The organism is Legionella quateirensis, assembly GCF_001467955.1.
Taxonomy (GTDB): Bacteria; Pseudomonadota; Gammaproteobacteria; order Legionellales; family Legionellaceae; genus Legionella; species Legionella quateirensis.
This window is the reverse complement of record NZ_LNYR01000021.1, coordinates 97,111-116,975: the sequence shown is the minus strand read 5'-3', so window position 1 is coordinate 116,975 and position 19,865 is coordinate 97,111. Positions and strand designations below refer to the sequence as shown.

The following is a 19,865-nucleotide window of genomic DNA, read 5'->3' as shown; positions in this document are numbered from 1 at the left end:
CTGGATAGAAGGTGAGAGTGGGTTTTGAAATTAATATTGGATACTTTATATATCGCAACAGGACCTGTTGAGTATATAATGTGTCGATTTTTTATCATGTTTTACGGGGATGTGAATGGCTCAAGAGATGTTAGCGTCAGCTGCGATTATAGCGCAAGAACTTAAGGTAAAAGTGTCGCAGGTTGAGACTGCTATTCGTTTGCTGGATGAGGGAGCAACAGTACCTTTCATAGCTCGCTATAGAAAAGAAGCGACTGAAGGACTTGACGATGTGCAATTACGTTTTCTGGATGAACGGTTACTCTATTTGCGTGAATTGGATGAACGACGTGCAGTAGTTCTTCAATCCATTCGGGAGCAGGAAAAATTAACTTCTGAATTGGAGCAGAGTATTCTGGCCGCGGATACTAAAACGCGTCTGGAAGATTTGTATTTGCCCTACAGACCTAAAAGACGTACCAAGGCACAAATTGCTGTCGAGGCTGGATTAGAGCCCCTGGCTCTTGCATTATGGAAGGATCCATCTCTTGATCCTGAAGAACAGGCCGTTCAATATATTAATGCTGAACTGGGTGTTGAAGATGCAAAAGCAGCACTTGAAGGAGCTCGGCATATTTTAATGGAGCATTTTGCTGAAGATGCAGATTTGATTAATGAACTGCGTGAATATTTGTGGCAACATGCAATTGTTAAATCTGTGGGTAGCTCCAAGAAAAAAGAAACCGTAAATAAATTTTCTGATTATTTTGATTATTCAGAAGCTATTAAAAAAATCCCTTCTCATCGTGCACTTGCCTTATTCCGAGGAAGACGTGAAAGTGTTTTACAGGTTAACCTCACCCTGCCTGAGCAGGATATGAATTATGGGGAAAACCGAGTCGCGGCACATTTCAATATTGCAGATCAAAAAAGAAAAGCCGATAGCTGGTTATTTGAAACCGTACGTATGACCTGGAAAATTAAATTATTTACCAAACTGGAATTGGAGTTATTGACTCGTTTACGTGAAATGGCTGATGAAGAAGCCATTAAGGTATTCTCGAGGAATTTACGTGATTTATTACTTGCTGCTCCTGCGGGTCCACAAATAACTATAGGTCTGGATCCTGGAATCAGAACTGGAGTAAAAGTTGTTGTTGTCGATACCACAGGCAAGTTACTCGATTATTCTGTAATATTTCCGTTTGCTCCACAGAATGAATGGCATCAATCTATTGCTGATTTAGCGAAGTTAGCAGTGAAACATCGTGTCAATTTAATCAGTATTGGCAATGGTACCGGATCAAGGGAAACGGAACGTCTGGTCGCTGATTTGATTAAAATGTACCCCGATTTGCAATTAACCAAAATCATCGTCAGCGAAGCAGGTGCTTCCGTATATTCTGCTTCCGAGATAGCCGCCCGTGAATTTCCTGATTTGGATGTTACTTTGAGAGGCGCCGTTTCAATAGCACGACGTGTGCAGGATCCTTTGGCGGAATTAGTTAAAATTGAAGCCAAATCTATAGGTGTTGGACAATATCAGCATGATGTAAACCAAGCAAGGCTTGCTCGCTGTCTAGACGGAGTAGTTGAGGACTGTGTGAATGCTGTTGGTGTCGATGTCAATACCGCTTCAGCCGCTTTACTTGCCCATGTTTCAGGACTTAATGAAACATTAGCCAAAAATATTGTGCAGTATCGCGATGAACATGGAGCCTTTGTGAATCGGGAGCAATTAAAAAATATTAACCGTATGGGCGAAAAAGCATTTCAACAGGCGGCAGGTTTCCTGCGTATTATGAATGGTGAAAATCCACTTGATGCATCCTGTGTGCATCCAGAGGCATATCCTCTGGTTGAGCGAATCATTGCTGATCAGAAACTCGATATTCCTCAAATCATCGGGAACAGAGAAGTTCTGCAAAGTGTTAATGCAGATAAATACGTTGATGATACTTATGGTTTACCTACGATAAGAGATGTTTTGCGTGAGTTGGAAAAACCAGGGCGTGATCCGCGACCGGAATTTAAAACAGCACAGTTTAAAGAAGGTGTTGAAGACATTAATCATCTGCATGAAGGAATGATTCTTGAGGGTGTGGTAAGTAATGTGACCAATTTTGGTGCCTTTGTGGATATTGGAGTGCATCAGGATGGATTGGTTCACATATCTGCAATGACCAATCGGTTTATCACTGATCCAAGGGCTGTAGTAAAAGCTGGCGATATCGTGACTGTTAAAGTTGTTGAGGTGGATAAAGAACGCAGACGTATAGGTTTAAGCATGAAATTAGGGGATGACAGTACCCAGGCTGCTACCAAAAAGACAGTCAAATCAGCGATACCCAAAAAGCAACCAGAAATTAAAAAAGTGGAACATAAGAAAAAACCGGAACCTGCTAAAAAATCAGAGCCAGTGAAGAAAACAGTATTTAATACTGCAATGGCAGATGCTTTAGCGAAATTAAAGCGTGGTGGAGAATAATGACACGGTTACCAAAAGGTGAATTGACCATTCAGACACTGGCTATGCCAATGAGTACAAACGCTAATGGTGATATATTTGGCGGATGGATAGTGTCTCAAATGGACTTGGCTGCTGGGGTACTGGCTAAAAAAATTGCTCAGGGACGAGTTGCAACAGTGGCCATTAATTCCATGTCCTTTTTGAAACCGGTTCATGTGGGTGATGTTGTCAGTTGTCATGTTGATCTGATAAAACAGGGAACTACTTCAATGACTATAGGTGTTGAAGTATGGGCACTGCCAGCAACCCAGAGTGAGAGATATCAAGTAACTGAAGGTACTTTTGTTTTTGTTGCTATTGATGAACAGGGACAGCCACGACGGGTACCAAACCACGTATGACGAATCATCCTGAACTTTTGCACCGTTTAATTGCGGAAATGGCCGTTTTAATTGAACGTAATGACGATCCTGATCCGCAGTTATATGCGCTGTTTTTCCAACATCCTGAATATGCGTTGGAACTGATCAATATATTAAATAATCTGGATGAGGAACTGATTCATGATGGTCCTCCTATTTATTCTGCCTGCGTATTTGCATTGGATATCTGTGTAGCTCAGTTACAGGCAGCTATAGATGCAACGAATAAATCTACTTCTAAATCATTAAATCTACTGATGAATCATCTGGCTGATGTGATTCAAGCTAAAAAACACAGTTTAAGTTTTTGGTTGCCGGTTTTAAATGCGTTCTATGAGGTGCATGTTGAACTGACCCAGAAATTGAAAGACGCATATTTTGATTTGGCGAGTCAGGAAGATGACAATGTAGAAGAGGTTGATCAAGTATCCCATTTGGACTCCATTCGGGATTTAATAAATGAATTATCAGACCTTTCAATTTTTGATATCGCTGAAAATTTTTTCGCGCAAAGTTATGCGATGCCAGCAGATTTTTTTGCTGATTTAATCATCGATTTATACAGTATTGATGAAGGACATGATATTGCTTTACTGACCTTACTGCATCCGAAAGCAGAAGTCCGTGAGATTGCTGTTGCGACTTTGGATCAGTTGATGGATAAAGTGATTTTAACCTCTGTCTCTTTATCGCGTTTACAGGTTATAAAATATTGGTATCCAGAGAATTACCACGCTGTTTTTGATCGTTGGATTAAAATTCAACGTAAAAAAGGCGTCGTATTTGAAGCAGAACATGAACCGGTCTTGATGTCGATCAAAGCAACAGAAGTAGATGGAACCGGCTCCCAGGGAATGTTTATTCATATCCGCAAAAACAGAAAAAATCGGCTTTGTGGTTTATTATTAAAATTCGAGATGGGATTAAAAGATGCCTGGATTACTCCGTTCATTCCATCCAAAGAAGTCACTGAATATTATAGGCAGGCTTTTGCTGAAAGTGTAACACTTCGAGAAGTAGACAGTTTTTATTTTCAACAGATGGTAGAGCACTTTCTAGCAATAACTGTTGAAAATGGGGATATTCCTTATCTGCATTTTCTGGAAATTCAGGAGTTGTTAGGCATTCGTTTAAGGCCAACAAAACTGGATTTAGAGTATCTATTTGAACAGCTTAGTGTACAAATCACTCCATTCACTCAGGAGATAATACAGGAATCATTACAACGGTCTAAATCCTGGCTTAAAACCAAACAATTTACTGAGTCCTGGTATATAGAAAATCCGCTGATTGATAAAATAGTAAATCATAACAGCAGTTTTGTAGATGGAGTTAAAGTGTGTCGGTTAGCCGATGCTATGGATGCTGTTTTTATCGAAGAAATGGAGTTACATCGGGAAAAATGGCAATTTCATTTTCTCTGGATAGCTTTATGGGTAAAATCCAAGGCTAAAAAGAATGAAAAGGTATGGCAGGATAGTTTTCTAATTGCTCACACCATACATGAAGGAATACCGCTCAAAGATATTCCTGTAATGAAAGAAATCTGTCATCAAACAGTAATCAATAGTGTCGAAACCATGCATGAAAGAAGAACTCATTTGAGCCAGGAATAATTAAGACTGCTGTCGAATTGGTTGGGCTATGCTTTTTTTAACAGGACTTTCGAACTAATTGGCTTATTACTGCATTTGTATGCGAACACCGAATAAATGTCCTTAGGAGTGACTTTTGTTTGAGTAGGCAATTGCTCGCATCGGTCAAAGTATTTTTTTAAACATTCACTTCTGTCCTTCAAATCAATGAACAGTATTTCCTGCACTGTTCTATTTGCAATTTTTTGATTGATGTCGGCACTCCATAATGAATATTGGTTCTGTAATGAACCACAATCCAAAGTATAAATAATAGGTTTATTTTTAATAAAAAATAACATTCGTGCTTCAAACCATCCTGAAGAAAATACGAACTTTGGAACGTCTTTGAGCTGAGCATTAAATTGCTGAATCAGGTGATAATAGTACAATTTTTTTGACGGTATAAAATGATACAAATAACTGTTATTCATGATGATAAGTACGCTTGTGAGAGCATAGCCAATGATGACGGTACGAATTGATTTATGATAACGAAATTCTTGATAGCAATACCCTCCCAATAAAGCGCTAGTAATCAGATATGGGGTGAACCAGCTTCCCCTGAGATTGGCTTCACTTGCTGTAAACAAATAAAAAAAGAGAAAGGTTGCGCAGATAATTTGACATAGAGTGACACAAATTTCATTTTGTTCTTCAAAAGAATTGATCGATTTACTCGGTGCTTTGCGAAACCAGCAGAGGAGGGATGGTAGTAACATTAAATTTAATGTAGGGAGAATGGTATTAAAAAAAGAATGAATGACCTCTATTACAGGATTGTTACCTTGTTTCAGTTGATGGACTGTCAATTGATATATAAATGATTGCCATTCATGTTGATAGTTCCAAATGATAACGGGACTAAAACAAATAACTGAAATCAGGAGGGCAAGATAAAAATGATAGGATTTGAATAGAACACGATACCTTGTCAAAATCAGAAAAATAATTAATGATGCAACTAAAACGATTCCAGAATATTTTGACAATAACATGAAGCCAACGCTGAAACCAATAAAGTATAGAGTACGGTTTTCGGGATTTTTTAAATAATGAATTACAAAATAGAGCGTCAGCGCCCAAAATAAAGACAGTGGCGTATCATAGGTCGTTTGTTGTAACAGATCTGAAGTCACCAAAGGTGAAAACATCCATAATGACGTAGCGACAAAACTGGCTTTTTGTTCTAGAAATTGACGGGCTGTATTATATATAATCCAGCTGGTGAGCGCAGTAACTGCAATGCCTACAAAGGTCAATGAAAATAAAGTATTGCCAAATAATGAAGTCGATATCTTGATTAAGTACGCAATCATGGGTGAACCGTCGTAATAGGATAAATCCAAATGACGACTCCAATCCCAATAATAATAAGTATCAAATGACGGCAGATTAAAAGGGGCAAGAATTAGCAAAAATATAAAATAGATAAAATAATATTTGCGCAAATTTAACACGAATCATCCCTAAAGCACGTTTATTGCATTAATAGACTTCTATCTTGACTGGCGTTTTTGTTTTATTGTCACATTACAAGCGTCTTTACCCTGCGCTTTATTAATATGTATGAAGTCTAAAGTATCATTTGGTTATGAGGGAATTCGTTCAGCCCAAATATGGCGTGTATAGGTAAAATAATTTAATAAAGAACCAAGCCCAATCCCTACCGCTAATAATATATTCTCTTGCAGTTTGCCGCTACCAAAATAACCGACTCCAAGCTTTAGCCAATGACTTTGCAGATATATCATGATTAATGAGTAAATGATAAAACCGGCAAGGCGTTTCATTTTAAATGACCAACCAGCAAATGAGTTGCTTTTGAACGTAAATCGGTTATTCAGAATAAAGTTGTTTATTATTGCCGTTAATACGGCAATTTGTGATGCGTTGTAAGGAGTCAGATATTCACGCAATACATTATATACAACAAATTGAATGATCATACCCATTGAACCAACCAGACACATGCTTAGAAAGCGTTTTAGCTCATAAAAGCGAAGGGTAAAAACAACTTTAAGCGAATCACTGATGCTGTTTTTAGGTAGTTTACTGACCCCTTTTTCCCTGTCTATAAATTCAATAGGGTATTCGCAAATTTTTGCTTTATTTTTATGCAACAACCAGAGGAGTTGCAATTTATAAGCGTACTGATTGGAAAGGAATTTTTTTGGCAATACTTTTTGTAACATATGACGCCTGGTAGCACGAAAACCGCTTGTGAAATCTTTATATCTGGGTGTAAGCACAGATCGGGCAATGTAATTACCAAAGATAGAAAACAGTTTTCGATGAAGGGCCCAGTTCTTTGGAATGCTCCCTCCTTTAACATAGCGGCTACCCACTACACAATCACAATGCTTAATCATTTCCAGCATGCCGAGTATGTATTTGGGTTGATGAGACAAGTCAGCATCAAATTCAAATAGTATGTCAGCATTAAGCGTCGTCAGGGCATAGTTCATTGCTTGCAAATAAGCAGAGCCTAATCCCGATTTTGTCGCCTCAATTTTCAAATGAAGGTTAGGGTACGTGCTTTGTAAGGTTTTGATTATTTGCTGCGTGTTATCAGTAGATGCACTATCAAAAATTAACACATGAATATCATGATTTTTAATTAGATCTACTGATTCAAATACCTGTTTTATTGTTTCTTCGATTACAGCGGCTTCATTATATGTTGGGATAATGATCACAACTTTTTCATTTGCTGATTGGCGATATACAGGTATATTTGATGTGGCGAACTGATTTGAATCAAGAGTCAAATTTTTTATCTCGGATGTAATTAGCCCTATTGAGGTGATATTATCAGTTGGGTTGTAAAAAATAAAGGGGAATTGTTTTTATACAAATTGTAATATTTGTAAATTTACATCCACTGGCCATGATCCCCTTTGAAAAAGTACTTGTGCGCCGGTTTATTTTTGATTGGCCATCCAGAAGTTAAACAGTCCATTAATATCAGTAGAACATAGATAATTCATTGCTGAAGCTAATTGATCTTCTGGCCAATTCCACCATTCTATAGTCAACAGTTGCTTGATTTGTTCTTCAGAAAAACGTTTTCGAATAGGCTTCGCTGGGTTACCTGCAACTATTGTATAAGGATCAACATTTTTTGTTACAACGGAACGTGCTCCAATTAGAGCTCCATGCCCAATTTTGATGCCAGGCATAATCATAGCTTCTGCTCCTATCCAGACATCATGCCCAATTTCTGTATCTCCGGCATTTTGAAAGCCATCAATAGCATTTTTTGTATATTCATCGTCTGTATAAAAGAAGGGAAAGGTACTTACCCACTCCATTCTATGCCCCTGATTACCTGCCATTATAAATGAAACACCTGAGCCTATAGAGCAAAAACTACCGATGACTAGCTTGTCCATTCCCGGTTCATTAGGCATTAAATATCGAGCACAATCATCAAAGGAATGACCATGATAATAGCCGGAATAGTAGCTGTAGCGTCCAACGATAATATTGGGATTTGTAACTTGTTCTGATAAAGGGATCCCTTTAAAAGGACTTTCGAAATAATTGTTATTTATCATGGGAATGACCATTTTTGATTAAATATGAAACAATTTATGTGTAACTTCTCAATCAGTTCGCGAGACGTTATTTTGAACGTAATGTGAAACTTCCTGAAACTGGGATGATGCCTTCATTTTGAGTTCCCTCATTCAGTCCAGGATGACGAAATTCACAGGTTTATTGAGAAATTTGCCATTTTAATTCGGTTCATTGTATCCAGTTGAAGTTGATCTCCTGATGCGATACATGTTAACTCGCAATAATAATCTAAAACGGTGAATTTGTATTGAGATCCTGAAAAAAAGTCAGGGCAAGATTATCTGATTTTTGCACCAATTCCCCTCTATCTGATCTTTTCCTATTGTTTCAAGAGGGTGAGGGGGCGCAGTGTTAAAACATAGATATGGTTAGCTTGGGAAAAAGTACTGTCAGGTTATGAATTAATTAGTAAACAATCTCTGCCATCATACATCGAGCACTTCCACCTCCAATGGTTTCAATCGTTTCAATCTCGACAGGTACTAATTCTGAACATTGTTGCATGGTTTCCAATTGAGTTGTATTAAAGTGCTGTTTGGCCTGAGCGGACAGGATTAACAGGCTTTTACCATTACTGTTGAACAGTTCCAAAACATTACCGCACATATGACGGGTTTGTTCATAAGTAATCTCAATTACTTTTTTCTTGGTGATTTTAAAACTATGGAGTAATGCCGATTTTTGTAGTGAGTCTTTTATTGATTCCAAACAGACAATAACGTAATTACGGGTAACGCTCAAAATGACGTTTGTATGATAAACCGGATGAAAATGCTCATCAACGCTGTTAAATACTATGGGCTTATAATTCAATATCCCGGCAACTTTATTGACCATGACGGGGGAGGTTCGAGCGGACAGAGCTGCGTAAATTAATTGATTATCACGATCTAAAACCAGACTTCCAGTTCCTTCCAGAATGTTGTTCTCATGATTTCTCAGATCAATTAGTTTATCCACTTTAATGTGTGCCTCATTGAACACTTTAGTTAAACCATTGATGTTTACTTCTGCCTGGCGATTCGGAGCAAGCATGGGATAAATTATCAGGATATTGTTGCCTTCTGCATCAACATGTGTGGAGAACCAGTTATTAGGAAAGACAGCATCGGGCAATAGCTTATTTTGTTTCAAGATTAATACCTGAATTCCTTGCATTCTTAGATTGAGCACCATGTCGTTGAACTCTTCAAGTGCTTTTATATCGGCATCAATAATATGGGTTTCGGATTGAAACGTATTGCTTGCGGCTGTTTCAGGATTAAACTGAAAGCTTGAAGGAGGCACCATTAATACGGTTGAGCTATTCAACGACATAGAATTTCCTATAGGTTAATCGTTTTTGATATCGATACTGTCAGGACTAAAAGGAAACTGCAACGATCATATTATAGTATCAGGATTTTAGAGTTTCTCGCATTAACGTAATTTAGTGATGCGGCATTTGAACTCAATAAGAGGATGTGCTTATTTTAGAGGGTTATGGAATTTTGGACAAAAAAACGCCCTGTTCATTAAAAGATAAGAATATCTGAAAATGAGCAAGGCGAAAAATAAATGAATTAGACTACTTCAACTTCTTCAGCTTGAGGACCTTTTTGTCCGTTGCTAGCTTTGAACATTACAGTTGCACCTTCAGCAAGAGTTTTGAAACCGCTGCTTTGGATTGCGCTGAAATGCACAAAATAATCTTTACCGCCACTTTCTAGAAAACCGAAACCTTTGGACTCATTAAACCATTTTACTGTACCGCGAATTTTATCTGACATGTTATTTTCCTAAATTGTTACCCAACCATTGTAGCATTATTTTATTAATTGTGCTGTTTTTTTATGAAATATTTTAAATATTTTTTTAATTTAAGGTTATTTGGCATAAAAATCAAGCAAATGTGTAAGAATTAATCTAAAAAATCAGTCGTTGCTCTGAATTAATAGTTCCTTAGCATGCGATCGTGTCTGTTCGGTAATCGTCAAGCCTCCAAGCATTCGAGCAATTTCGTCAATTTTGTCCGCGGATTTTAGTAACGTTATGTGGGTGACTGTTTGTTTATTGTCACTCTGCTTCTCTACCAGAAAGTGATTATGTGCTGATGCAGCAACTTGCGGCTGGTGTGTGACACAGAATACCTGTAATCGCTCTCCCAATTTTCGGAGCATTTTTCCAACCAGTGCTGCGGTTGCTCCACCAATACCAACATCTACCTCATCAAATAACAGAGTTGGCGTAGATCCTCTTTGTGCTGTGATCATTTGAATTGCCAGACCAATGCGGGAGAGCTCTCCACCGGAAGCAACCTTGCTCAGCACATCAGGCTCCATTCCCGGGTTTGTACATACTTTATATTCAACTTTATCACGACCATGAGCCTGCATCTTTTCCAGTGGTGAAATGTCTATTTCAATCCAGCCTTTTGGCATGCCCAGTTGTTGAATGCTTGCAGTTATCTCCTGAGCTAGTTTTTTAGCATGGATCTCTCTTGATTCGGTGAGTTTATGCGCAGCAAGATCGTAGGCTTTAGTCAGTTGGCTCAGTTGCAATTGTAAATGAGCTAATTTGCATTCAGCATTTTGTAAATTATCCAGCTCTACTTGCAGCAAGCGTTCATGTTCGGCTATTGCATGACTGTCGATGTGGTATTTACGTGCCAGGTGATGGATTGCACTCATGCGCTCTTCAACTTCATGCAGACGCTGCGGATCCAATTGGACACGTTCACTAAATTGATGCATTTCATTCAGGGCTTCTTCGCATTGAATCAGTGCGCCGTTAATCAGTTCAAATGAGTTTTTAATCTGCATTTGTTCCTGAGGAAGCTGATTAATTAATTGAAGAATTTGATTTAACCCCGAGCAGATATTCATCTGATCATCACCATTCAGCAGCGTATTTATATGGTGACTGTGTTCTAAATATTCCTTGGCATGATGGAGCATCTGATGTTCTTGATGCAGTGCTTCTATTTCTCCTTCCTGAAGATTCAGGGCTGCCAGCTCCTCGATTTGGAATTGTAATAATTTGATTCTGTCAGCCTGTTGTTCCTGATTTTGTAACTGGTCTATTTCCAGTTTAATGTGTTGGCACTGTTTGTATAAGCAGGATACTTCGTTCAATAAGTTCGGGTGTTTTGAATATTGATCCAATTGGTGTCTGTGTGTTGGATGTTGCATCAATGCCTGGTGCTGATGTTGTCCATGAATATGTACGAGCTTGTCGCTTAATTCCTTGACCTTTTGCAGTGGAAAAGGTTGGCCATTAATATAGGATTTTGAGCGTCCTTCAGCATATATGATGCGTCTTAAAAAGATCTCGCCTTCGTCGCAGGAAATATCGTGTTCCGCCATCCATTGGGCTGGTTCTGATAATTTATCAAAAATAAAACCGGCGGTAATATCACATTTTTCCTGGCCAGGGCGAATGACGGAGGCATCTCCACGTCCACCTAATGCCAGCATTAAGGCATCTATCATGATGGATTTGCCAGCTCCAGTTTCACCGGTGAAGGCGGTCATACCTTGTGAAAAATCCAGTTCCAAATGTTTAACAATAGCGAAGTGTTCAATGCGCAAGGTTGTGAGCATGATTTATCCCTGATGTTTTGATTCCCATCCAAGTTTACTGCGTAATGTATCATAATAATGGTAATCCAATGGATGTAACAAGCGTAATTGATTGCCATTTTTATATATTGACACGCGTTGCCCCGGTTTTACCATTCTTGATTCATGACCATCACAACTAATCCGTAATTCAGTCTCGTTAAACTCGCTGATGTGCAGTTCAATTTTAGCTTCTCCATCAATAACGAGTGGCCGTGAACTTAAACTATGAGAAAACATGGGCACCAGAACAATCGCATTGAGTTGGGGGTGCATAATGGGGCCTCCAGCGGATAAGGCATAGGCTGTAGATCCGGTAGGTGTGGATAAAATCATGCCATCAGAGCGATAGTGGCTTACCAACTGCTGATTGACATAAACATCAAACTCGATCAGATGAGTTTCATTTCCTCGACCCAGAACCACATCGTTTAGAGCATCGCCTTCAAAATAGGTTGTATCCTGATCATAAATTCGGGTGTGCAGCAAGAAGCGTTTTTCTTCCTCATACTCACCGTTTAGCACGGCACCTAGTTGCGTTTCTATGTCCTGAGGCAATATATCCGTTAAAAAGCCCAGACGTCCTCGGTTAATACCTATTACCGGGGTATTCACTTGTATTGCCATTCGTGCTGCGGAAAGCAGACTGCCATCACCGCCTACAACAATGATCAGATCATTTTTTTCTCCCATATCTTCTCTGGCTAATATGGGTATGTTCATCATAAAACTGGTAGTGGTATCTTTATCCTGATAGATTTTGATGTTTTGATTTGTTAAAAATTCAACCAGTCGGTGTAAGCTTTCGCTCACACCTTGATTGGCTCTATGCTGACGAGCATAGAGAATGACTCGCTTAAATTTTTGTTTCATGTTGTTATTAATCTTCACTATTAGCAATTCGTGATGCTTTTTTCCTGTCGTGTTCTTTTAAGGATTTTTTACGCAACCGAATCGAGTTGGGTGTCACTTCAACCAATTCGTCATCATCAATAAACTCCAGAGCCTGTTCCAAGGTTAACTTGATTGGCGGCGTGAGTATGATGTTTTCATCAGTACCTGAGGCACGCATATTGGTTAATTGTTTTTCCTTGGTCACATTCACCACCAAATCATTATCTCTGGCATGAATACCTACGATCATCCCTTCATAACAAGTAGCTTGCGGATCCAGAAACAAGCGGCCACGCTCCTGCAGGTTGAAAAGAGCAAAACCACGCGCAGTACCTTGACAGTTAGCAATCATTACACCATTGGTGCGTTTGCCGATTCGACCTTTAATGGCAGGTCCGTAATGATCATAGACGTGATACATCAAGCCGGTTCCAGAAGTACACGATAAAAATTCGTTGTGGAATCCAATCAACCCTCGAGTAGGAATAATATAGTCTAAACGGACTCTGCCTTTTCCATCTGGAACCATATTTTGCATATCACCGCGACGTTCTCCCAGTTTTTCCATTATGGTGCCCTGGTGGTTTTCTTCTACGTCGACGGTCAGGCGCTCATAGGGTTCTTGCAGTTCACCGTCTACTTCCTTGATAATGACTTCCGGTTTGCTTATTGCTAATTCATAACCTTCACGGCGCATGTTTTCAATCAGAATGGATAAATGCAATTCTCCACGTCCAGAAACCCTGAATTTATCAGGATCTTCGCAATCTTCAACGCGCAGAGCGACATTATGTAATAATTCGGTATCCAGACGTTCGCGAATTTTGCGCGAGGTGACATATTTACCTTCCTGTCCAGCAAATGGAGAGTCATTAACCTGGAAGGTCATACTAATCGTTGGCTCATCAACCATTAATGCAGGTAAGGCCTCTACTGTATTGGGATCGCAAATCGTATCGGAGATGTTAAGATTTTCAATACCGGTTATAGCAATGATATTTCCTGCTCCGGCCTCTTCAATTTCAACTCGCTCCAGTCCTTTAAAACCAAGTAATTGTAATAAGCGGCCACTACGCATATTGCCGTCTTTATCAATTATTTTTACAGGAGATTTTGCTTTAATTTGTCCTCTGGTAATTCGTCCAATTCCTATGGTGCCTACATAAGTAGAATAAGCCAGAGAACTGATTTGCATTTGGAATGGGCCATTGGGATCGACTTCAGGTGGAGCCACTTTATCAATAATAGTTTGCAGCAAGGCGGACATATCCGTAGCTTCATCTTCCAAATTGAGTTTGGCATAGCCATTTAGAGCAGAAGCATAGACCACCGGGAAATCCAACTGGGTATCATTGGCTCCAAGATTATCAAATAAATCAAATACTTGATCCATTACCCAATCAGGTCGTGCACCTGGTCTGTCAATTTTATTGATGACTACAATAGGATTCAAACCTCTGGCAAAAGCTTTTTGAGTTACAAATCGAGTTTGCGGCATGGGGCCATCAACCGCATCGACTAATAAAAGTACGCTGTCAACCATAGAGAGAATACGCTCTACTTCTCCACCAAAATCAGCATGTCCCGGAGTATCAACGATATTAATTTGGTGCCCGTTCCAATAAACGCAGGTATTTTTGGCAAGAATAGTAATTCCCCGCTCTTTTTCAAGCGCATTGGAGTCCATTACTCGCTCTACCTTGGGCGCCCTTTCATTTAAAGTACCTGTTTGCTGGAGCAGTTTGTCTACAAGAGTTGTTTTGCCATGGTCAACGTGTGCGATAATGGCAATATTGCGAATCTGTTCAATCATAAATAACCTTTAGTTGGGAATAGCTGGAATTAATGTTAAGGCAAAAGCTGAGCATTTGTTCATAGTTTCAACATTATACACGAATTGCTGACTAAATCCTATCCGATGCTTATTTCTTTAATTATTTCATTTTTGTTGATAAAAATTATGTTGAAGAAAAAAAAACATTTAAATAGAATGAATTGTGTTTTTTAGCAGTAATCACTCAGTACCCTTGAGAATCTCGTCATCCTGAACGTAGTGAAGGATCTCCAAATTCAGGCACAGAGCTACTTTCAAGAGGTCCCTCACCATATTAGGGATGATTTTTTTCGTAGTTATTGAGAGGTTGCTTTTTTTAAGGCTTTAATATGAATAACTTTAAAGGAATTAAAGTTGTATTAATGATGTTTTTTTTAATACAAGGACGTGTTTTTTCTAGCCCATTGCCCACTGTTTGTGATTCCAGTATAGAAAATCCCTGCATAGTGCAAGACAGTAAGACCCAGTACTCTTCTGTTGAGTGGATGCGGGATGTGGCAACAATTGCCGATGCTTATAACGGTAATGTTCAGGGCATTCATGATCTCTATTTATCTGGCAGTGAAGAGCCTAGTGAAAAGGGATGGCGGATTATTGCCGAATACATCGCGATGCGTCGACCTAAAAATGGAAAGCCGGTGGTCGTTCTGGATTTAAGACAGGAAAGTCATGGTTATCTTAATGGAAGGGCGATCACCCTCGTTAGTAATTATAACTGGTTGAATCTTGGAAAAACCAACGCCCAAAGCATGCAGGATCAGGAAAATTGGCTGGCGTCTTTACGATTTAGAAAATCCATCCCTGGAATTTTAACAGTACCTCAATATCGACAGAAACAATATTTCAATGGGAAATCAATGGCTGTTGGAACGGTCAGAAATGAAGAATATTATGTCACAAAATGGGGTTTTGAATACCACCGATTGTTCATAACCGATCATCGAGCCCCACTTGATTCAGAGGTAGATGCCTTTTTGAGTTTGGTTCGTAGTAAACCTAAAAAAACATGGTTCCATGTCCATTGCCGTGGGGGCAAAGGACGTACTTCAACAATCCTGGCGATGTTCGATATGCTGAGAAACGCGGATAAAGTCAGTTTCGACGAAATAATAGAGCGTCAGGCCTCAATTTCTCCTTATTATAATCTTTTGGAAATTTATCGAGGGGATCCGGAGTTAACTCCCTATTATATAAAGAGAATAACCTTCCTCAAGCAATTTTATGAGTATTCTCGTCAGTCCTTGTTGGGATATTCTGGAACATGGTCTGAATGGAAGGAATTGAATTATTCCTATTGAGCTTTGAAGCGCTTTGACTTTAACCCACGCAGGTGGGTACACAATCCCATAGCTATCAAGCTAAGGAGAAACTCAAAAGTAGCCCTGATGAAGCACCGCGAAATCCGGGAAGCCTATGCGCAGCATGGTACAATTTTAAGCGGTACCCGCTTCGCGGGATTTCCCGGATTACGCGCTTCGCACTTCATCCGGGCTACTTTTAATACAGAAATTCCTTGGCTTGACGATTATGGTTACACAATCCCATGTTGCTTCAGTCAAAATTGTGACAATGCTCTGTCATTTTTTTATCGCCGATAAAAACTAACGCATAACAAATGTTTACAACATATTAACCATTTATTGACTGATATCACTGATATTTTGGTACAAGCTTTGCTAGACTAATATTAGGAAGTAAAAAAAGGGGGAGTTTATGAAGCAACTAATTTTACATCCCACCGATATTAGTCAATGGCATGCTCTGGTCAATGAGGCACAAGCAGCTACACGATTAATTTTGAACGAAAATACGGAAAGTTATTTGGTATTTTTATTGATGCGCTTTTCCCAAGGTCCAAAATTGATTGAATCTGTTGTTGCTCTTGATTTTCTCGATTCCATGCGTAAACCACGTCAGTTACAATTAGAACTATTACGTGATGTTGGTGATAAGAGTCTGTTATTTTGTGGTCTTTTTCCTGGAATTGCGAAAAGACGTCATGTCAGCCTGAGTTATTTTTCGGATATGGGGCAAGCTGCCTATTTAACAGCGGGTGAACTGCAAGATAGCGAGTCTGCCGATTTGTATTTTCAGTTAAGCGCGCAATTTATCACCTTACAACAAATCTTACAGGCTATGCGGGGAGAGTACGTGCAATTTAGCCAAACGGACAAGGGCATCTTGTCTTCTATTGATTTAACGCTGCAATAATCATCCAAATAAAAATACATTCACAAATGGCTGTGAGGCTAATGCCTCACAGTTCTGTATTATGCAAATCTGTAGGTGAAAACTCCTACAACTCCATGATCCTGAACGTTATTCGCCACTTCACCCATGTAACCCAGTTTAAAAGTATAGTTACCCAGGACATTCTGAAACCAAAGTGCGGCATCAATTAACAGGGCATTTTCTGCAACAGGCACCCCATTGATACCAAAGGGGATACCGCCGCTTTGAAAATTAAAAAAGGCCAGTGGATTTACTTCACTATAGGCATGCTGCCAACCCAGTAATAGCTTTTCAAAAACATCGGTATCTCCAGTGGAAGTGAGTTTACCTGCTTCTCTTAAACCCAAGGTAGAATAAAATATATTTTGCGAACCACTGCCGCTTAGAGCAGCGCTACCGGTTTGCTCTAAAAATCGGCCTGTGTCGGCATCAACATTGGCGATGCCAATAAAAGGTTCAAATTCCATACCGCTGTAAAGCACAGGGTAACCCACTTCAGCAAAAGCTTGTGACGTGCTGCCATTATTATTGGAATGAAGGGTATTGAAAAAACCTGGAAAAGATACCGTACGATTAATCCCGATGTCATGCCAGGTGTATGCGCCTCCGGCTTTTATATTTACGGGACCTAAAAGAGCGCCACCATAAAGAGCAGCATAATAGTTAGTGCTGGTACCTGATGAACTGCGTGCATTGACATCAAATTTTGAATTACCAAAACCCGTCATTAAACCCAGACGAAAAGAGGTACCTAACAGAGTATCCGCTCCTGCAAAAAATCCGCTGGTTGATCGATCGACTTGCGCCGCATTTCGATTACCCTCAAGATTACCCCAGGCTCCAAATCCTTGTCCCCAGACTGTAACTCCGGAATTGGGATTAAAATTGATTTCGCGAACATTATAAGGATTGTTGACCAGTTGACTGAATGATTGACTGATTCGGTTGGTAATGGCGCTTCTCACGTAACGGCTGTCTTCCATAAAGACCGCCAGGGCGGAAGCATGAATTTCACCTGAAAGCGCATCAAATGCCTGCGGCGTTAAAGCGAGATCAGGAAGATTGCTGATCGCGTCATATACTGGATTTCCTGATCCCAGGCTTTCTGTGGCAATGGCCGTATTGATTTGGTTTTTAGTATATGCTGCTGCTGTGAATGGGATTGCGCTGCGGTATATATCGAGATAAACATGGTTTGCATCATAATTCAGTGCCAGGTTTAAAAAAGGATAGTTTTGCGCCAGTAAGGTAGAATAAACACCATTGACGCCACCCGTTGCTGTCAAAATGGTATAACGTGTACCGGAGTGAAAAACTCCAGGCTCTCTGATGACCTGAACAGAGGAACCTCCTATGGTTGCAGTACCATTGGCAAAAATTCTATCGGATTGGCCTGAGTCGTTGATTTCTACTTCATATATAGAACCTGGTAACTGGGTGTAATTCCCGACCGTTAAGGTGCCAATTGAATTACCAGGGGCTATTAGTCCCCTAACTGTGGTATTTCCCAGAACTCCTGAGCCTTGTAATCGTCCACCACGTAACACATCCATGTCGCCAAGCAGAATTCCATTGACTTGCAATGTACCTGCCTCAACAAAACTGGTTCCAGTAAATGTCGTGTTGTTACCATTCAGGGTCAGCATGCCTTGACCTTGTTTGATAAAATCACCGGTGCCTTCAATAGACCCGGAAAAAATGGAAGAGTTAGTGCTGTTGACGTACAGTGAATTTGCGCCCAGAGTTACCTTGCTGCCGTTTACCCCTGATAAACCTCTTATTAATTGATTACCACCGGCGCTGATATCAAAAATTGCGGTTGAACCCGTTAAATTGACGCCAGAACTCGCTGCTATAGAGCCTGCTGCTCCAATTGCCAGAGTTCCATTGGTTATAATGGTATTACCCGTATAAAGTTGTGCTGCGGAAAGTGTAAGAATACCGGTTCCTAATTTATTCAAAAATCCAGTGCCGGATAACACACTTGTAGCACCAATATTAAATCCATTGGAGTCTATGAACAGACCATTGCTGCCAATTTGTAAATCTCCAGCAGCGAATTGTGAAATAAATGTGTTGTTTGCCATATTGGCCCGTAAAATCCCACCATTAAACAGTACGGTACCGGTGCCACCGAAAGTTCCTTTTCTTAAAAATGCTGTTTCTAAAATACCGCCGTTTAGCACATTTAATATTCCTGATGCGTTATTGTTTGTACCCAGCTCTACCCCGGTATCAGCACGAACATAGGCTCCATTTGAAATAGTTAAACTGCCATTGCCACTTAAACCTATAGATATGCCTGTATTAAGCCATTGAGAACCTGAACCGTCGACTGTAGCGATACCTGAACTGCCTGCAGCACTACCTATTGTTGCAGTCAGGTTTGATACAATACCCCCATTAATAATATTGAGTATTGCACTGCCAGCAAAGCCTACATCAAAATTACCAGTATTGATCCAGGTTCCATTATCAACCAGAGCGACACCGCTTGAGCTATTTAGTGAGCCAATAGTAGCTCGAGTAACCGATACGGTACCCTGATTTTTTATGGTGAGTGAACCCGCACCAGCATCTCCAATATTAATAAAATCTGTTGAGTTCCAGAAACTCCCTGCGCCATCGACCAGAACAGAACTGTTATCACCCATTGCCTGGCCTATGCTGCTACCTGCCGTTGAGGTTAGTATCCCACCATTTATTATTCTTAAAGCTCCTAGGCCGTTAAGCGTCAGAGATCTTATTGTAGCCCCTGGTTGAGAGATCACTGGAAATTTTGTGGCGGTTGTCGCAATAGTGACGTCATCCCCCGCAGTGGGTACTCCCGCACTCCAATTTCCTACGGTAAACCAATCTGAACCACTATTGCCAGTCCATGATGTTGCGGCAAATTGAGGGTTTAAAGACAGGTTCTGATATACAGGGTCGCTTATTAATTGAGGCGTTAACGTTTTATATTCTGATACGCTGGACAGTGTGTCTGTATATAAATTCTGAAAATTAAATTCGGTACTGGCATGGAGTGAAAAGGAGGTGCTGGTCAGTAGCGTAAGAAGAACATTCCTGGTTATGGCGTTCATTAAAAATCCCTTTATACCTCTATAAAACAAAGCAGTTTATATAGAACCATAAAAAAATCAATATAATTAGAGACATGCATCTATGTACATGACAGAGATTTTTGTCATGTACAGTTGGAGTCATCAGATCACTTAG

Annotated in this window: 14 protein-coding genes; 5 read left to right on the top strand and 9 right to left on the bottom strand. The window is 39.8% G+C overall.

Annotated features, from left to right (window positions below):
• Window positions 1-115: 115 nt before the first annotated feature.
• The 3 genes from Lqua_RS08555 to Lqua_RS08545 are packed head-to-tail and all read left to right on the top strand — an operon-like array spanning window position 116 to window position 4,487.
• The gene (locus Lqua_RS08555) at window positions 116-2,467 is read left to right on the top strand and encodes a Tex family protein (protein ID WP_058473861.1); all 2,352 of its coding nucleotides are present in this window, start codon (window positions 116-118) and stop codon (window positions 2,465-2,467) included.
• Window positions 2,467-2,850 (top strand): acyl-CoA thioesterase, encoded by a 384-nt coding sequence (locus tag Lqua_RS08550; RefSeq protein WP_058473860.1) that lies wholly within the window; start codon window positions 2,467-2,469, stop codon window positions 2,848-2,850. The genes Lqua_RS08555 and Lqua_RS08550 overlap by 1 nt, the downstream gene beginning before the upstream one ends.
• Window positions 2,847-4,487, top strand: coding sequence for a hypothetical protein (locus Lqua_RS08545; RefSeq protein ID WP_058473859.1), 1,641 nt, complete (start codon window positions 2,847-2,849; stop codon window positions 4,485-4,487). The genes Lqua_RS08550 and Lqua_RS08545 overlap by 4 nt, the downstream gene beginning before the upstream one ends.
• Window positions 4,488-4,513: 26 nt before the next feature.
• Here Lqua_RS08545 and Lqua_RS08540 read toward each other — a convergent pair whose 3' ends face one another.
• The 8 genes from Lqua_RS08540 to typA all read right to left on the bottom strand — a co-directional run bounded on the left by Lqua_RS08540 (window position 4,514) and on the right by typA (window position 14,393).
• A complete protein-coding gene (locus tag Lqua_RS08540) occupies window positions 4,514-5,965 on the bottom strand; it encodes a glycosyltransferase family 39 protein (RefSeq protein WP_058473858.1) in 1,452 nt (483 codons plus the stop codon).
• Between the two features lie 132 nt (window positions 5,966-6,097).
• Complete coding sequence (locus Lqua_RS08535) at window positions 6,098-7,240, bottom strand: glycosyltransferase (RefSeq protein ID WP_058473958.1); 1,143 nt, start codon at window positions 7,238-7,240, stop codon at window positions 6,098-6,100.
• Between the two features lie 189 nt (window positions 7,241-7,429).
• Entirely contained in the window at window positions 7,430-8,065 is a 636-nt protein-coding gene (gene catB, locus Lqua_RS08530) for a type B chloramphenicol O-acetyltransferase (protein ID WP_058473857.1), read from the bottom strand.
• A 427-nt stretch (window positions 8,066-8,492) separates the two neighbouring features.
• Window positions 8,493-9,404, bottom strand: coding sequence for an arginine deiminase-related protein (locus tag Lqua_RS08525; RefSeq protein WP_065240161.1), 912 nt, complete (start codon window positions 9,402-9,404; stop codon window positions 8,493-8,495).
• Window positions 9,405-9,649: 245 nt separating this feature from the next.
• Window positions 9,650-9,856 (bottom strand): cold-shock protein, encoded by a 207-nt coding sequence (locus tag Lqua_RS08520; protein ID WP_028382754.1) that lies wholly within the window; start codon window positions 9,854-9,856, stop codon window positions 9,650-9,652.
• A gap of 144 nt (window positions 9,857-10,000) precedes the next feature.
• Window positions 10,001-11,668 (bottom strand): DNA repair protein RecN, encoded by a 1,668-nt coding sequence (recN, locus tag Lqua_RS08515; protein WP_058473856.1) that lies wholly within the window; start codon window positions 11,666-11,668, stop codon window positions 10,001-10,003.
• Window positions 11,669-11,671: 3 nt separating this feature from the next.
• Window positions 11,672-12,559 (bottom strand): NAD(+) kinase, encoded by an 888-nt coding sequence (locus tag Lqua_RS08510; RefSeq protein ID WP_058473956.1) that lies wholly within the window; start codon window positions 12,557-12,559, stop codon window positions 11,672-11,674.
• A 7-nt stretch (window positions 12,560-12,566) separates the two neighbouring features.
• Window positions 12,567-14,393, bottom strand: a complete 1,827-nt coding sequence (gene typA, locus Lqua_RS08505; RefSeq protein ID WP_058473855.1) for a translational GTPase TypA — start codon at window positions 14,391-14,393, stop codon at window positions 12,567-12,569.
• Window positions 14,394-14,743: 350 nt separating this feature from the next.
• Between typA and Lqua_RS08500 the strand changes: the two genes are divergently transcribed.
• Window positions 14,744-15,712 carry a phosphatase domain-containing protein gene (locus tag Lqua_RS08500; protein WP_058473854.1) on the top strand — a complete coding sequence of 323 codons (969 nt, stop codon included), beginning with the start codon at window positions 14,744-14,746 and terminating at the stop codon, window positions 15,710-15,712.
• A 415-nt stretch (window positions 15,713-16,127) separates the two neighbouring features.
• The gene (locus tag Lqua_RS08495) at window positions 16,128-16,625 is read left to right on the top strand and encodes a hypothetical protein (RefSeq protein WP_058473853.1); all 498 of its coding nucleotides are present in this window, start codon (window positions 16,128-16,130) and stop codon (window positions 16,623-16,625) included.
• A 59-nt stretch (window positions 16,626-16,684) separates the two neighbouring features.
• Here the strand turns inward: Lqua_RS08495 and Lqua_RS08490 are convergent, their stop codons facing one another.
• Window positions 16,685-19,729, bottom strand: coding sequence for an autotransporter outer membrane beta-barrel domain-containing protein (locus Lqua_RS08490; RefSeq protein ID WP_058473852.1), 3,045 nt, complete (start codon window positions 19,727-19,729; stop codon window positions 16,685-16,687).
• Window positions 19,730-19,865 lie beyond the last annotated feature (136 nt).